At 43.3% G+C, this 14,006-nt stretch carries 18 protein-coding genes; 16 read left to right on the forward strand and 2 right to left on the reverse strand.

All coding sequences use genetic code 11. From position 1 onward, the window contains the following. Positions 1 to 135 precede the first annotated feature (135 nt). Positions 136 to 1,656 carry an aldehyde dehydrogenase family protein gene (locus R7Q39_RS17440; RefSeq protein ID WP_005377169.1) on the forward strand — a complete coding sequence of 507 codons (1,521 nt, stop codon included), beginning with the start codon at positions 136 to 138 and terminating at the stop codon, positions 1,654 to 1,656. Positions 1,657 to 1,782: 126 nt separating this feature from the next. Here the strand turns inward: R7Q39_RS17440 and exsE2 are convergent, their stop codons facing one another. Beyond that, the gene (gene exsE2, locus R7Q39_RS17445; protein WP_318076493.1) at positions 1,783 to 2,088 is read right to left on the reverse strand and encodes a T3SS regulon translocated regulator ExsE2; all 306 of its coding nucleotides are present in this window, start codon (positions 2,086 to 2,088) and stop codon (positions 1,783 to 1,785) included. Between the two features lie 8 nt (positions 2,089 to 2,096). Beyond that, positions 2,097 to 2,543, reverse strand: a complete 447-nt coding sequence (gene exsC / locus R7Q39_RS17450) for a type III secretion system regulatory chaperone ExsC (protein WP_318076494.1) — start codon at positions 2,541 to 2,543, stop codon at positions 2,097 to 2,099. A 388-nt stretch (positions 2,544 to 2,931) separates the two neighbouring features. On the opposite strand from exsC, the gene R7Q39_RS17455 reads away from it, so the two are divergent. From R7Q39_RS17455 to R7Q39_RS17525, 15 genes are all read left to right on the forward strand, one after another. Then, positions 2,932 to 3,345 (forward strand): YscW family type III secretion system pilotin, encoded by a 414-nt coding sequence (locus R7Q39_RS17455; protein WP_031778954.1) that lies wholly within the window; start codon positions 2,932 to 2,934, stop codon positions 3,343 to 3,345. A 609-nt stretch (positions 3,346 to 3,954) separates the two neighbouring features. Then, the gene (locus tag R7Q39_RS17460) at positions 3,955 to 4,815 is read left to right on the forward strand and encodes an AraC family transcriptional regulator (RefSeq protein WP_005377191.1); all 861 of its coding nucleotides are present in this window, start codon (positions 3,955 to 3,957) and stop codon (positions 4,813 to 4,815) included. A gap of 148 nt (positions 4,816 to 4,963) precedes the next feature. Then, positions 4,964 to 5,944, forward strand: coding sequence for a T3SS regulon anti-activator ExsD domain-containing protein (locus R7Q39_RS17465; RefSeq protein ID WP_005377193.1), 981 nt, complete (start codon positions 4,964 to 4,966; stop codon positions 5,942 to 5,944). A gap of 12 nt (positions 5,945 to 5,956) precedes the next feature. After that, complete coding sequence (locus R7Q39_RS17470) at positions 5,957 to 6,385, forward strand: YscB family type III secretion system chaperone (RefSeq protein ID WP_005377195.1); 429 nt, start codon at positions 5,957 to 5,959, stop codon at positions 6,383 to 6,385. After that, positions 6,382 to 8,256 carry a type III secretion system outer membrane ring subunit SctC gene (gene sctC, locus R7Q39_RS17475; protein WP_411979164.1) on the forward strand — a complete coding sequence of 625 codons (1,875 nt, stop codon included), beginning with the start codon at positions 6,382 to 6,384 and terminating at the stop codon, positions 8,254 to 8,256. Before R7Q39_RS17470 ends, sctC begins: the two co-directional genes overlap by 4 nt. A 5-nt stretch (positions 8,257 to 8,261) precedes the next feature. Beyond that, a complete protein-coding gene (gene sctD / locus R7Q39_RS17480) occupies positions 8,262 to 9,563 on the forward strand; it encodes a type III secretion system inner membrane ring subunit SctD (protein WP_005377197.1) in 1,302 nt (433 codons plus the stop codon). Further along, positions 9,550 to 9,753, forward strand: a complete 204-nt coding sequence (locus R7Q39_RS17485) for an EscE/YscE/SsaE family type III secretion system needle protein co-chaperone (protein ID WP_005377198.1) — start codon at positions 9,550 to 9,552, stop codon at positions 9,751 to 9,753. Before sctD ends, R7Q39_RS17485 begins: the two co-directional genes overlap by 14 nt. An 18-nt stretch (positions 9,754 to 9,771) precedes the next feature. Then, entirely contained in the window at positions 9,772 to 10,020 is a 249-nt protein-coding gene (gene sctF, locus R7Q39_RS17490) for a type III secretion system needle filament subunit SctF (RefSeq protein ID WP_005377199.1), read from the forward strand. Between the two features lie 3 nt (positions 10,021 to 10,023). Continuing rightward, entirely contained in the window at positions 10,024 to 10,383 is a 360-nt protein-coding gene (locus R7Q39_RS17495; protein WP_005377200.1) for a YscG family type III secretion system chaperone, read from the forward strand. After that, the gene (locus tag R7Q39_RS17500) at positions 10,380 to 11,015 is read left to right on the forward strand and encodes a YopR family T3SS polymerization control protein (protein WP_005377201.1); all 636 of its coding nucleotides are present in this window, start codon (positions 10,380 to 10,382) and stop codon (positions 11,013 to 11,015) included. Before R7Q39_RS17495 ends, R7Q39_RS17500 begins: the two co-directional genes overlap by 4 nt. A gap of 8 nt (positions 11,016 to 11,023) precedes the next feature. Then, positions 11,024 to 11,368 (forward strand): SctI family type III secretion system inner rod subunit VscI, encoded by a 345-nt coding sequence (vscI, locus tag R7Q39_RS17505; RefSeq protein WP_005377202.1) that lies wholly within the window; start codon positions 11,024 to 11,026, stop codon positions 11,366 to 11,368. Then, on the forward strand, positions 11,368 to 12,114 hold the full coding sequence (gene sctJ / locus R7Q39_RS17510; RefSeq protein ID WP_086012989.1) for a type III secretion system inner membrane ring lipoprotein SctJ: 747 nt from the start codon (positions 11,368 to 11,370) through the stop codon (positions 12,112 to 12,114). The genes vscI and sctJ overlap by 1 nt, the downstream gene beginning before the upstream one ends. Then, positions 12,107 to 12,772, forward strand: a complete 666-nt coding sequence (gene vscK, locus R7Q39_RS17515; protein WP_005377204.1) for a SctK family type III secretion system sorting platform protein VscK — start codon at positions 12,107 to 12,109, stop codon at positions 12,770 to 12,772. Before sctJ ends, vscK begins: the two co-directional genes overlap by 8 nt. Beyond that, positions 12,751 to 13,389, forward strand: coding sequence for an HrpE/YscL family type III secretion apparatus protein (locus R7Q39_RS17520; RefSeq protein ID WP_005387146.1), 639 nt, complete (start codon positions 12,751 to 12,753; stop codon positions 13,387 to 13,389). The genes vscK and R7Q39_RS17520 overlap by 22 nt, the downstream gene beginning before the upstream one ends. A gap of 185 nt (positions 13,390 to 13,574) precedes the next feature. Continuing rightward, entirely contained in the window at positions 13,575 to 14,006 is a 432-nt protein-coding gene (locus R7Q39_RS17525) for a type III secretion system chaperone (protein WP_005377206.1), read from the forward strand.

Here is a 14,006-nt window from a genome sequence, read left to right on the forward strand (position 1 = left end):
GCTTGGTAATCATAGTTTTACATTTAATTAACAACAAGTGTGGCGTAGTTGGCGTGTGACTTGCGTAATGCTCTTTGTGAACAGTGCGATACGACACTGCAATAACACATTGAACGAGAAACAAAAGGAAGAGTTATGATCTATGCACAGCCAGGTAGTGAAAATGCCATTGTTAACTTTAAATCGCATTACGATAACTTTATCGGTGGGGAATGGGTAAAACCAACGGGTGGTGAGTACTTTGACAATATCTCACCAATCAACGGACAAGCGTATTGTAAAGTTGCTCGCTCTGGCGAGGAAGATATTAATTTAGCACTGGATGCCGCGCACAACATCAGAGCAAAATGGGCCAAAACTAGCGTGACAGAACGTTCGAACATCTTGCTGAAAATTGCTGACCGTATTGAGCAGCATCTAGAAGAGCTTGCAGTTGCAGAAACTTGGGAAAACGGCAAACCAGTTCGCGAAACCCTGGCGGCAGATTTACCTTTAGTAGTGGATCACTTCCGTTACTTCGCTGGCTGTATTCGCGCACAAGAAGGCAGTGCGGCAGAACTGGATGAGCACACCGCAAGCTACCACTTCCCAGAACCGATTGGTGTGGTTGGTCAAATTATTCCTTGGAACTTCCCAATGTTGATGGCGGCTTGGAAACTAGCACCGGCACTAGCGGCGGGTTGCTGTGTGGTATTGAAGCCAGCAGAGCAAACCCCAACGTCCATTCTGGTTCTGATGGAAAAAATCGGTGACCTTCTTCCTCCTGGTGTCATCAACGTTGTAAACGGATATGGTTCTGAAGCGGGTCAAGCATTAGCAACCAGCAACCGCATTGCGAAACTCGCGTTTACCGGGTCTACGCAAGTTGGCAACCACATTCTGAAATGTGCAGCAGACAACTTGATCCCATCGACAGTTGAGTTAGGTGGTAAATCTCCAAACATCTACTTCTCAGATATCTTCGATTACGAAGATGAGTATCTTGATAAGTGTATCGAAGGTACGTTACTTGGTTTCTTCAACCAAGGTGAAGTTTGTACTTGTCCATCTCGCGTACTGGTTCATGAAGCGATTTATGACAAGTTTGTAGAGAAACTGACGGAACGTGCACAGCTGATTAAACAAGGTAATCCGCTCGATACCGATACTCAAGTTGGTGCTCAGGCTTCTCAAGAACAGTTTGATAAGATTTTAAGTTACCTAGAAATCGGCCGTGAAGAAGGCGCAAAAGTGGTCTTTGGTGGTGGAGTGTCAGAACAGCCAGAGTCTATCAACCAGGGGTACTACATTCAGCCAACCATGTTGGAAGGCCACAACAAGATGCGAATCTTCCAAGAAGAAATCTTTGGCCCAGTGATTGCTATCACCAAATTCAAAGATGAGGCTGAAGCGTTGGAAATCGCAAACGACACTGAATATGGCTTAGGCGCAGGTGTTTGGACACGTGATGCGAACGTTGCATATCGTATGGGCCGTAATATTGAAGCTGGTCGGATCTGGATTAACTGTTACCACGCTTACCCTGCACACGCAGCGTTCGGTGGTTACAAAAAATCGGGTATCGGGCGCGAAACGCACAAGATGATGCTGGATCACTACCAGAACACGAAGAACTTGCTGATTAGCTACAGCATCGACCCGTTAGGCTTCTTCTAGTGAAACTAAGTAATTAATAAAGAAAAAGCAGTATGAATCAAAACCCCGAATCTTCGGGGTTTTTTATTAGCGTGAGCTTGTCGGCTGAAGGGTAACTTAGATGTTTAACCTGCTTATATTGTGATATCAGGAACGTTGAATTATCGCCACTTTTCGTTCCATAAGCTTTTCTACGGCGGCGTTTTGCTTGTCAATATTGAGTTGTGGATCAAAGTCCAAAACGCGATTGCAAGATTCGAGACTGGCAAATTGATTTAAACATTCACCAAGCTCTCTTTTAGAGCTTGTTCGCATCAGACTGCTTTCTGATGAGGAGAGTAGGGTGACTTTACGGCCATGAAACGTTCCTTGCGGCACTGCATCACTTTGCTGCGCTTGTTGAGTGTCATGAACCGATGAATTGGTGTATGTGGATTGGATGTCATTGGACATAAAGACACCTAAACTCTCAAGTCTAAAGTTTGTGGCATCGGTGGTGCCTCATCAATGGTTACATGAGAAGACAATAACGCTTCCCACGACTCGCTGTGCGTCAGCAATTCTGCTAAAGCTGTTTCAAAATATTCGTAATCCAGTCGCCTAATGTTAATGAGTCGGTTTAAACATAGGACATGTCGGTGGTTATCTAAACTAAAAAATAACTGGTGCTCAGGCCAGTGATAATTAAAGGCCAAGAAAGAACGATAAAGATCGGAATTTATAATTTGAAGGCCAACAATCTCAGCTTCGAGCTGCAGAGTTGTCGATTCAGGATGAAAGATGATATGCACCCTTAGATTATCATCAAAGGCTAAGCTTACTTCATTTTCCGTTAGATGCAGTGCAGGCAAGCCTATTTGATGAGCAAACTTTAGCAAAATCTCATCGATAGTTTGGCGTGCTGACATAGGAATAGTCCCTTTTGAAATTTTATCAAGGAAAATATTAGATGTATCTCTTCATGTTTATCAATATTAGTCGGTTGTTATTATATTTTGGCTTTTAAATGTGTTGAGAGAAATAGAAAGGAAAAAGTAAATGTGTTCAGATGCATATCTCGATGGTAATGATATATATGAATATCATTTTTCTCTAATAAACTTCAATTAAGGAAGGAATGAAAGTGAGCAGAAACTGCTTTTGAAATTACAGTCCATGTTAACTACGTGTTGTTGAAAAATGCGATTTATTGTCCGCTTGTAGTATAAATATAAGTTGATCTTTTATATTTTTACATAAAGAATTGTGTGGATTTCAAATGAGCTAGATTATATAAAATAAGTTTATGGGGTCATAATGAACAATTCTATATGGGCTGGTTTTATTGGGTTATTCATACTGAGTGGGTGCAGTCAGACTGTGTCCGTCAATGGGGTGGATGACTTTGATACACAGAGTCAGGCATCAGTCTATGGTTGGGTTTCTGTCGACGGCTACTTTCCACCTTCGATTACTTCTCTTGAAGTGGAAATATGTAAAGTTATTGATAATCAATGTCTTAAATCGGTATCTCAGAGCTACCAAGGCGTTCAGTTGCCTGTGCAGTATTCGTTTTTAATTGCACCAATTCAAGCTGGTGAAGGAAAAATGAAGATTATTGGAAAGCTTTATTCAAACGGTGAGCTCGTTGCGGAAAAAGAAAAGAACTATTTATTTTTAGAGGGAAATAAACAAGAAAACTTGATTCTTGTTCCAAAAATAAACAGATAAAATTTTAAGCACTACATTTTTATTAGAATTTTCTAATTTATAAAAATAAAGACTATATCTTTCCTGTTGTGAAAGATTTGTTGTCTTTTATAAACATTAATTACATGACTTTGAAGTCATCGGGTCAGTTGTTTTTTAGACTCATACTTGTTGCAAAAACAGTATTTTTTATGATTATATCTCGCTCCTTGAACACGTTGGCTTGGCGTTTTAGGCTATAAAATATACATTTTTATGATTTTGGAAATTTAATTTTGTTCTCGAAACGGTGCCGAAATCTATTTAATTGTATTCTAATGTATAACAAAACAACCAAACTTAAATAACGAAATGATATTTAAGTTTTGGCTAATGATAAACGCTATCTGATAAAAATAATAAAGACGGACAGCAGAAATTTACTAAGTCAAACCTTTACCTTCAGGTAAAGGTAATGCTTGGGTTATTTGCTAATTATTCGGGGGGTATGGTAAGTGATAGAACTTCTATGCTCTTTTCTTTGCTTCTTTAATTCATACAGCAGTACTTAGAAATAACAACGATCAAAGTAGTGCTTTGAAAGTTTCTCAACATTTGCACTGAGAAACTCAAAATAATGAAGGGTAGAAAATGGATGTGTCAGGCCAACTAAACTCAGAAAGGGTCGACTCGAGTTCACGAAAAATTCGTAGTTTTTCCTGCTATGAAAAATCTGACGAAGTATTTCACTCAGACCAGTCTCACATTGTTGTCGTTCACAATGGTCAGCTTCGAGTTCAAACAGGTGATTGCACAATCGATGTTGCTGCAGAAAATGGGGTATTTCTATCTCAAGGGGATTACTTGTTAGAGTACTCTCCGCTAGATGGGGCATACAAAGCGTCGATTATTGCTTACGACAATGAACTCGTTAGTCAGTTGCTGCAAAAACACAGTGATCTCTTGATGATGCTGCCTAAGGTAGACAAAGTTTGTTCTGGTTTGTTTACTTTTGGTTTGAACATACTCGTTGAACAAGTGCTTTCTAGCATGCAGACGCTTGAGCAACAAGCGTACCCTGATGCCATTATGTGCCTAAAATACGAAGAACTACTCATTCTCTTGCTACACAGCAAAGGAGGAGAATCACTGTATGCGTTGCTGTCACAACAAACAAACCGTACGTCGGAACGGTTACGTCGATTTATGGAACAGCATTACTTAAAAGAATGGAAGTTGACAGACTACGCGCAGGAGTTTGGTGCCAGCTTAACCACTTTTAAAGAGCTTTTTAATGAGCACTATGGCATTTCTCCAAGAGCTTGGATCAGTGAGCGTCGACTACTGCATGCTCATAAACTGCTGTTGACGAGCAAGATGAGCATCGTAGATGTGGCGATGGAGGCAGGGTTTTCCAGTCAGTCTTACTTTACGCAGAGTTACCGTCGTCGTTTTGGAACGACCCCAAGCCGCGTACGTTCGGGAGACGATCAAGTGGCTATCGCGAAATGAAATGACTTGGGACTAAAATTTTCTGACTAATTTTGAAAGTCACTCACCAGTGTAAATTCTATTATGTATCGTGTAACAACGAACGATTAAAAATTATTACATCTCTTTCTTTCTGGATTGTTCGAAAGGGGTGCGGAGACGAACATAAATGAAAAAGCAGCATTGGCGACGCCGTTCGCTTTTTCCAGACAGCATAGTGACACAGCGGAAAGTGACTGTTTTACAAAGAGGAGCTCGTTATGAAAGCGCCTCGAAACCTACGCAGGATCTCAATGTTGTGCACGTCAATCACCGACAATTGTTGAGTGAAGGCGTCATAAATTATGAGCAGTTATCTTTACTTCAACGCTTGTTGGATAGAAATGTCGTCGATAGCCTATGCGCTAGCCAGTTAGTTAAAACGTATCAAAAACTTGGTGCTTCGATAGACCGGTTTGCCATGCGTTTATTTTTGGAGATTGGATCGCAGCTCAGTGATAGCAGCACAATCACAACGTTCGAACAAAGGCTGGACTACATCAACTCTCGTCTGGGCTTTCGCTTTAATTTGGCTGTCCCAAAAACGTTGATGCTTTGTTTCCATTTATCACTCAACGAGTGGATTAACCGACAAGTCGATCAAAGTGCTCTTCATGCTTCGATTAAAGTTGAACAACTTATCAATCAACTCGATATTCAGAAGGAATATTGGTCGAAGCTATCAGGGGAAGACACCAGTGCCGTCTTTGTTCAACAGCAACTCGATCTTATTAAGAGCCAGCAGCATCAACTTAAAAAGCAACTTGGGACGTTAAGCGAACAACAGTTGCAAGTGATTGAATGTCATCGTTTGTTAATTGAGAAGTGGCAACCGTCTTTAGACGAGCTGAAAGGGTTCGCGGAGTACACCTCTACAACCGAACAATTTATTTCTGAGTGGAAAAATTGGTGTTCGGAAGTGCGACTTGAAGCCCCCGAGCTGAACGAAGTTTGGGATGCATGCGATGTGGTTTACAACGACCAAAATGCGGTTGCGAAAGTATGGCAATGGTTCAAGAACATGCAAACTGTTGGTGATATCGATCACTACTATTTTGATACTCAAAGTGGTCAGTGCGGGCAGGCTTGCAATCACCTCAGCCAGATCTAAATAGGGCGTTAAATGTTAGATAAGATGATGAAATCTTTAGCGGAAGCGCTAAAGGTAGGGGATTTTATTGCCTCAGAAAATGGTTCTTACAACATCGAGGTTGACCAGTTATCACTGACCATCAAGCAACATGCGTCATGGATTTTATGGGAAGCGACGTTACCCTTCCAGTTTAAAGAGCATCTAGATTATCAACAAGAACAAGCGTTACAACGTTGCATGCAGCTCTCATTAAAAACCATTCGTGAGGATGGCGGCGTACTGACAACCAATGATGATCAGCAATTGATTTTGCAAAGTAAAGTAAGGGTTGAGGACTGTTCGGTGGAACGGTTCTCTGCTTTGCTTTCTAAGCACGTCAATCTATGTGAGCGTTACATTGCATTATTGGAACAAGAACGCGTGAACCACACAATCAACCATACAGTGTGGTTACCATGATGCTAAAAATCTTTCCCAACATTAGGCGTGCTGCAACAAAGGCATTGTTATGCGCAGTGAGTGTTGTTCCTTTGGGATACGCGCAAGCAACAGACTTACACTGGCCCGAACAACCGTTCCGCTACTATGCAGATAATGACTCATTAAAAGAGTTGTTGAATAACTTCGGTGCAAATTATCGTGTCTCGGTTTCTGTTAGTGACAAAGTCAACGATCGAGTGAATGGGCGTTTTACCCCTGAAGATCCGGCGGAATTCCTCGATTACTTATCGCAAGTGTACAACTTGATGTGGTATTTCGATGGAGCCGTCTTACATGTCTATAAGGCGACAGAAACTCGCTCACGTTTACTTCAATTGGAATTACTTACGGCTAGAGAGCTACGCAGTACGTTAATTTCCACCGGCGTTTGGGATTCTCGTTATGGTTGGAGAGCTGCTGAGAGCAAAGGGTTAGTCTATCTTGCGGGTCCTCCACGTTATGTCGACTTAGTGGTACAAACGGCGGAGGCATTGGAAACGCGCTTGCTGCAGAAATCGAATTCAACCGACGAATTATTCGTTGAGATAATTCCTTTGAAGTACGCTTCTGCAACGGATAGAGAAATTGCATATCGAGATCAGACAATTACGGTCCCGGGCATCGCATCGGTGTTACAACGGGTCGTGTCTGGTGTTCAAACGCAAGTGGCGAGTGCGTCTAGCAAAGAAGTTACCAGTCCAGATAAGCCTGTAAAAAGTAATAAAACCGCCTCAGTTCATGGTGGCGCAACAGTTGAAGCAGAGCCGGGTCTTAATGCGATTATCGTTCGTGATACTCAAGCACGATTACCGCTCTATCGTAAACTGGTCGCGCAATTAGACCAGCCGCAATCAAGAATTGAAGTCGCGCTATCGATTGTCGATATCAGTGCCAACGATTTAAGTCAGTTAGGCGTGGATTGGCGAGCGGGAGTGTCTGTCGGAAACAACCGCATTGTCGATATCAAAACAACAGGTGATGTGAATTCGGGGGATGTGACGCTCGGCAGTGGACAGAACTTTAAGTCCTTGCTTGATTCAACCAACCTAAATTACTTGCTGGCTCAAATTCGTTTATTGGAATCCAAAGGCAGTGCTCAAGTGGTTTCAAGACCAACATTGTTAACTCAGGAAAATGTCGAAGCGGTACTGAACAACAGCAGCACTTTTTACGTCAAGCTGGTTGGTAAAGAAACCGCAGCGCTGGAAGAGGTCACGTATGGCACGTTACTGAGAATTGTCCCACGTATCGTTGGTGATAGATTTGCTGCACGACCTGAAATTAACCTGAGCCTTCATCTCGAAGACGGTGCAAAGATCGCTGATGGTGGCGTCGATGATCTTCCTTCCGTTCGTAAAACTGAAATCAGCACCTTAGCGACGGTTAAACAAGGGCAAAGCTTACTTATCGGTGGTGTGTACCGAGATGAAGTGAGCCATCAGTTACGTAAAGTGCCATTGCTAGGAGACATCCCATATTTAGGCGCGCTGTTTAGAAGTAATACCAACACTAAGCGCCGCACAGTACGAATGTTTATTTTAGAACCTCGAATTGTTGTGGATGGTATTGGCAATAGTGTGTTGATTGGCAACGAATATGACTTGCGACCAAGTATCGGCAAGCTTAACAACATCTCCAACAATAGCGCTGAATTTAAATCGGTAGTGGAAGTATATAGCTGCACATCGAGGGTTCAAGCCGAGCGCTATCAACAAGACTTATTGTCACAGCAAAAGTCGTCTCAATTAACGCAGTGCCAATTACCAACAGGGCAAAAGGGTTGGCGGGTGAAAGTATTGGAATGTGATGACTCACAAAGTGAGTGTGTGCGCCCTTCAGAGGAGTCTTAACCGCGATGCAGCAATGGAAAATTCGTATTTTATCAGGCGTGCATACCGGAGTAGAAGTCACCTTACCTGAAGGTGCTCTCGTGCTTGGCAGTGACGACTTTATTGCTGATCTTGTACTGTCTGATGCTGGGGTCGAAGCGAACCATTTCACCCTCGTTTGCCAGCAAGACTCGGTCATTTTACGAGGCTGCGAAGAGGCAAATATTAACAGTGAAGACATCGCTGTTGCAGGTGATGGTATCGAGTTGTCACGCCATGCTGTTGTCTCGGTCGGCGTTGTGAAGTTCGCTCTGGGATACGCGGAAGATGCGTTAATTGTGAGTAACGTCAGCGACGAATCTAGCCAACAGAATACACCTGTGGTTGCTGTGCAACGCTCTAGCTGGAAAAAAACAACGCTCATCGCTTTGCTCTGTAGTTTTGTCCCGAGTGTCATTTTTGCCGGTATGTGGTACAGCCAAGCTAACGGAAACAACAATGAAATTGTTACAGAAGCAGAACCCATTGTTTTGGTACGTAACATCTTAGGCGAGCTCAAACTTAGCGACGTTCGTGTGGAATGGAATGCCGCCGCACGCCAAGCAGTCTTAGAGGGCTATGTTGAAGACCGAACACAGAAACTCGATCTGCTTGGTCGAATTGATGTATTGGGCATCAATTACAAAAGTGACTTAAGAACGATGGAAGAAATCCGTCGCGGGGTTCGATTTATTTTGCGCAACCTCGGCTATCACCAAGTGAAAGTCGAAAATGGCGATGAGACCGGCACACTGCTGCTGACGGGCTATATCGATGATGCAAGCCGCTGGAACCAAGTTGAACAAATCTTGGAGCGAGACGTGCCGGGTCTTATTGCGTGGAAGGTTGAACTGCAGCGAGCGGGTGCCTACATGGATACGCTAAAAGCGTTATTGACGGATGCGGAGTTACTGAAAAAAGTCCAGTTGGTCACCAGCGGTGATCGCATCGAAGTTCGTGGTGAGCTTGATGATATCGAAACGACTCGATTTTACGGTGTGACCCGAGACTTCCGGGAACAATATGGTGAGAAACCGTACTTAGTTTTGAAATCCATACCTAAGGTGAGTAAAGGCACCAACATCGATTTCCCGTTTCGTAGCGTCAACTTTGGCCAGGTTCCATATGTGATTCTGACCGATAACGTTCGCTATATGGTCGGTGCAAGAACGCCTCAGGGCTACCGAATATCCAGTGTTACACCTGCTGGTATTGAGTTGGTTAAAGGCGGGCGGGTGATAACAATAGAACTTGGATATGAAGGTGAGACGAACAATGACAAATCTTGAACAAATTTTAAATAACGACACAAACGGTGCGGAAGTGCACAAGATTAAGAGCAAGCTCTTAGAAGCACAAGCGGTGGTGAAACGTCAGTTGGATTTAGGGTGCTCACCACAGCAGTACCAATTGCTACTCAAACAGTATGAAGCTTACACAGCCGCCCATGCGGTCGTTGAATCATACGAAGCTAACTAAAAAATACGAGGAAGTCTTATGTCATTTTACGATGCTAGTAACAGTGTAAACCTTGATGATGTTAAAGCTAAGTTAGAACAACAAGCGAAAGATGCCAATACAGAAGTGACGGCAGCCATCAAGAACCTAGAAACCAATGCCGATGATCCATCAAAGCTTGCCGAGCTTCAGCACGCGATCAACAAATGGTCTGTTGTTTACAATATCAATGCGACCACCACTCGTGCGATTAAAGATGTGATGCAGTCGATTCTCCAGAAGGTGTAAAGCATGGAACGAGAAACGCGCCAACTGCTGGCTGAAATCGCGCTGATGGCAACAGGTATGCATCGTCATCAAGAAGCCAACACCATTGCAGATGGCCTTGAAGCAAGCTCAGGTTCTGAAGAGACCGTTGCGATGATTCGTGCAATGAGCCTCATGAATAAAGGCTTGTATGAAGAGGCTCATCAATTACTCGAACCACTTTGTAACGCCTATCCAGATCTGATCAGCTTAGCGGCTCTTGCTTCTGCCAAAGCCGGTTTACTGAGCAAAGCGGAAAGCTGGGTAGAACTTGCGTCACAAGGAAGCGAAGAAAGCCAAGCATTTGCTGCGAGCTTTTCTCAGGACATTAGGAATCTTGGATGATCATTGATTCAAGTAACCTAAGTCTTCAACACCAATCTTTGCGTCAGTCGGAGTCGCGCCATTATGAGCGGAGCGATGAAGACAAGATGAAAGCACTCATGGAGCGAAGTAACAAGCAAGAGCAAGTTTCACATGTTTCTCCAAAAGAGACGCTAGAGAAAACAGAAGCCAAACTGGCGGAGATTAAAGCGTGGTACGAATCATTAAAAGACGCAGAGGTTGTCAGTAAACAAAGTGTCTTATCATCGTTAAATGAAGCGTTCTCCGACCCTCAAGTTAAACGAGAGGCAATGTGGTACGCCTTTCATGAGGCGAAGAGTGCAAAAGGCAACGAGCAGCCACAATCTGATTTGTTAAAGGTGTTGAAGCAGGAGTTACTAGGGAATTTTTCGGGACAGCTTATTGCCGAACCACCTGCTGATAAAACAGCACTAAAAGCAATGCTAGCGCAGCATTTTCCACTGGGTGCCCAGAAAGAACAAGCCTTATGGCATTGCTGGGCAGAGTTGAAGTCGTTACCTGATATGGCATCAACACTGGACATGGTTCGTGATGAACTTAGCTTCATGATCCAAAAAAATGCGATGGTGAAAAACATCATGACTCACAGTCACAAGTTAGATTTATCTTAGGAGTACATATGATAAACACGCAGTACACCGAGGTGATGCAAACCAACATTGATAAGTTACAGGATGCGCAAGTCGAAGACGGTTTAAGCGAACGTTTTGAGCAAGCTATGTCGGTTCCCGAGGCAAATAATGGCCTGGAGGGCGGTTTGCTAGAAAACATCAGCGAGTTGAAAAACACTATCGATAACGCGAAAAGTAACCTGCAAGACAACATGAAGATGGTGGGTGATGATCCGGCGCAATTGCTGCAAATGCAGTGGGCATTGACACGCATTACTTTTCAAGAAGAGCTGATCGCGAAAACCGTGGGTAAAACCACACAAAACGTAGAAACGTTATTGAAGGCACAATAGTGATGATGAATAAAATGAGAGCAGTTTTCATCATGCTCACGTTGTTTCTGGTAGGTTGTCAGACCGAGCTATACACCAACGTTACTCAGAAAGAGGGTAATGAGATGTTGTCGATCTTACTATCCGAAGGTGTCGTTGCAACAAAAGAACCTGACAAAGACAACACCGTCAAGTTAATGGTAGACAGTTCTCAAATCGCCTTCGCGGTAGATGCGCTAAAGCGAAAAGGTTATCCAAGAGAGCAGTTTTCCACACTGAAAGAAGTGTTTCCCAAAGACGATTTGATCTCGTCACCATTAGCAGAACGAGCACGTTTGGTATACGCGAAATCTCAAGAGCTCTCGTCAACCTTATCTCAGATTGATGGCGTGCTGGTGGCACGTGTTCATGTTGTTTTGGAAGATCAAGATCTGCGTCCAGGAGAGCGCCCAACTCCAGCTTCTGCCTCCGTATTTATTAAACACGCAGCAGATATTGCGCTTGATTCATATGTTCCGCAGATCAAATTATTAGTGAACAATAGCATTGAGGGGCTGAACTACGATCGAATCAGCGTAGTGATGGTACCCTCATCAGAGGTTCGAGTTGCTACTCAAAACAATCAATTTAAAAGCATTTTGTCGGTTCAGGTCACCAAAGAGACGGCGAATAATCTTATCGCCATTTTGGTGTTCTTGGTAGCGGCACTCATCGGCTCGAATATCGCTACTTTTACATGGTGTCGTAGGAACACGAAGCGTGGTTAAACCAGAAACACCACTCGCGCAGGTACAACACCAGTTTAACTATGCGCCTTGCCAGTACATCCATAGAAGTTGGATAGAGCAAAAGCAGCCTTGGTTACTAAATATCGAAGGCTGGAGAGATAACCCCATGTTCAACCAATGGTGTATCAATGAGTGGGCGTTATCTCCCGTTCCTGAGACGGCTTTTAACAGACCTTGTCATAGTTTGGCATTGCTCCCGACAGACGCGTTGAATCAACTCGTATTGATGGTGGGTGGAGCTTTGCATTGTGTTGCGATGCGAAGCGTTGTCTTAAAACATCCTAAACAGGTTCTGAACAACGTTTTTGGTTTGGAAGGCGCTCGGTTCTTAATTCAAAACGGGCCGATGCTGTTATCCTGCTGGCCGCAAGGCTGGCAGCGTTCGTTACCAGAACTACTGGATGAAAGGTCTGTTGAAGCAAGCATGAGGGCGCTGGGATATTTTTGGATGAGGTTTATTTTGATTAACTCACCGGAAGATGTTGTTCTTCGTTGGCAATTCAAATTGGAAAAGCAACTTAGCGAAAACGCAGAAACAGCTAACTGGTTGGAAGCGGATCAACGAGATCTGGCGTATCGACTCACAAAAAAAATCGCAAAACAGGTTATTCCTCAATGGTTTCATTTGTTGAAATAAAAACAGACAATTTGCAGCTGGCACCTGGCTTAAAGGTGCTGAAAGCGAAAGATTATGCCAGTTATCTGGATTCGCAACACTTAGTTGAAGCCGCGAACTCCAAAGCTGAAAGCATCATTGCTAATGCCCAACAAGCCTACGAAACCGAAAAACAACGTGGTTATCAAGATGGCCTTGCACAAGCCAAGATTGAAAATGCGCAAACGATGGTTGAAACCTTAGCACGTTGTAATGACTACTATCAGCAAGTCGAAGAAAAAATGACAGGTGTGGTGTTAGAAGCAGTACGTAAGATCATCGATACCTTCGATGATGTCGATACCACGGTGAGTGTAGTTCGAGAAGCGTTGCAACTGGTGAGTAACCAAAAGCAGGTCATTTTACATGTCCACCCAGAGCAGGTTGTTGAGGTGAGAGAAAAGGTGGCTGGTGTATTAAGTGATTTCCCTGAAGTCGGTTACGTTGACGTGGTAGCAGATGCGCGCTTGAAAAATGGAGGCTGCATTTTGGAAACAGAAGTTGGGATCATCGACGCTAGTATTGATGGACAGCTGCATGCATTAAAGCAAGCCATGGTGAAGCAGCTCAGCGAGCGTAAAATTACGATTCATGAATGAACCTCAAAAACTCAGCACTTGCTGAGTTTTTTCATTTTAATGCCTTTAAACAAAAAAAATCCGACCATTTCTAAAATATTCACTGCCATAAATCCTTAAGAATACACCTAAGAAAGCTGCTTAGTTGATAAGTCTTGCAACTAAGCAGCGCATCTAAAACAACAAAAATAGGATTATTTAGTCGAATGGCTAATGGATTTATAACTTCTTTACTGACAGATTTTGCCAGCCGCTGCCAATTGGAGCCGTTGGTTTTTGATGAGGATGATTGTTGCCATCTACTCGTTGAGCAAAACACAGCAATCACAATTCGTGCACAAGAAGATCGTGTGACGCTTATCGGGCTGATTTCAGGTAATAAACCGAGTGCTGATATTTTGCATCAACATATGAAAGATGCCTTAACGCAAGGCTCTCCAGCGGTATGCTGGGAGGAAGAGACCGGATATATCGGTTTCATACACCTGCCTCAGCAACTGCTAACTGCATCTTTTTTCGATGAGTCATTTGCGAATTTCATCGAGTGGTTAAAAAGTGCGAATACACAAGAAGTAACCAATAAAACAACCGAAGTACCGGAAACGAATACCACTCATTTTTCCACATTAAGGGTTTAA

Source organism: Vibrio sp. 947 (genome assembly GCF_033339115.1).
Classification (GTDB): Bacteria; Pseudomonadota; Gammaproteobacteria; order Enterobacterales; family Vibrionaceae; genus Vibrio; species Vibrio alginolyticus.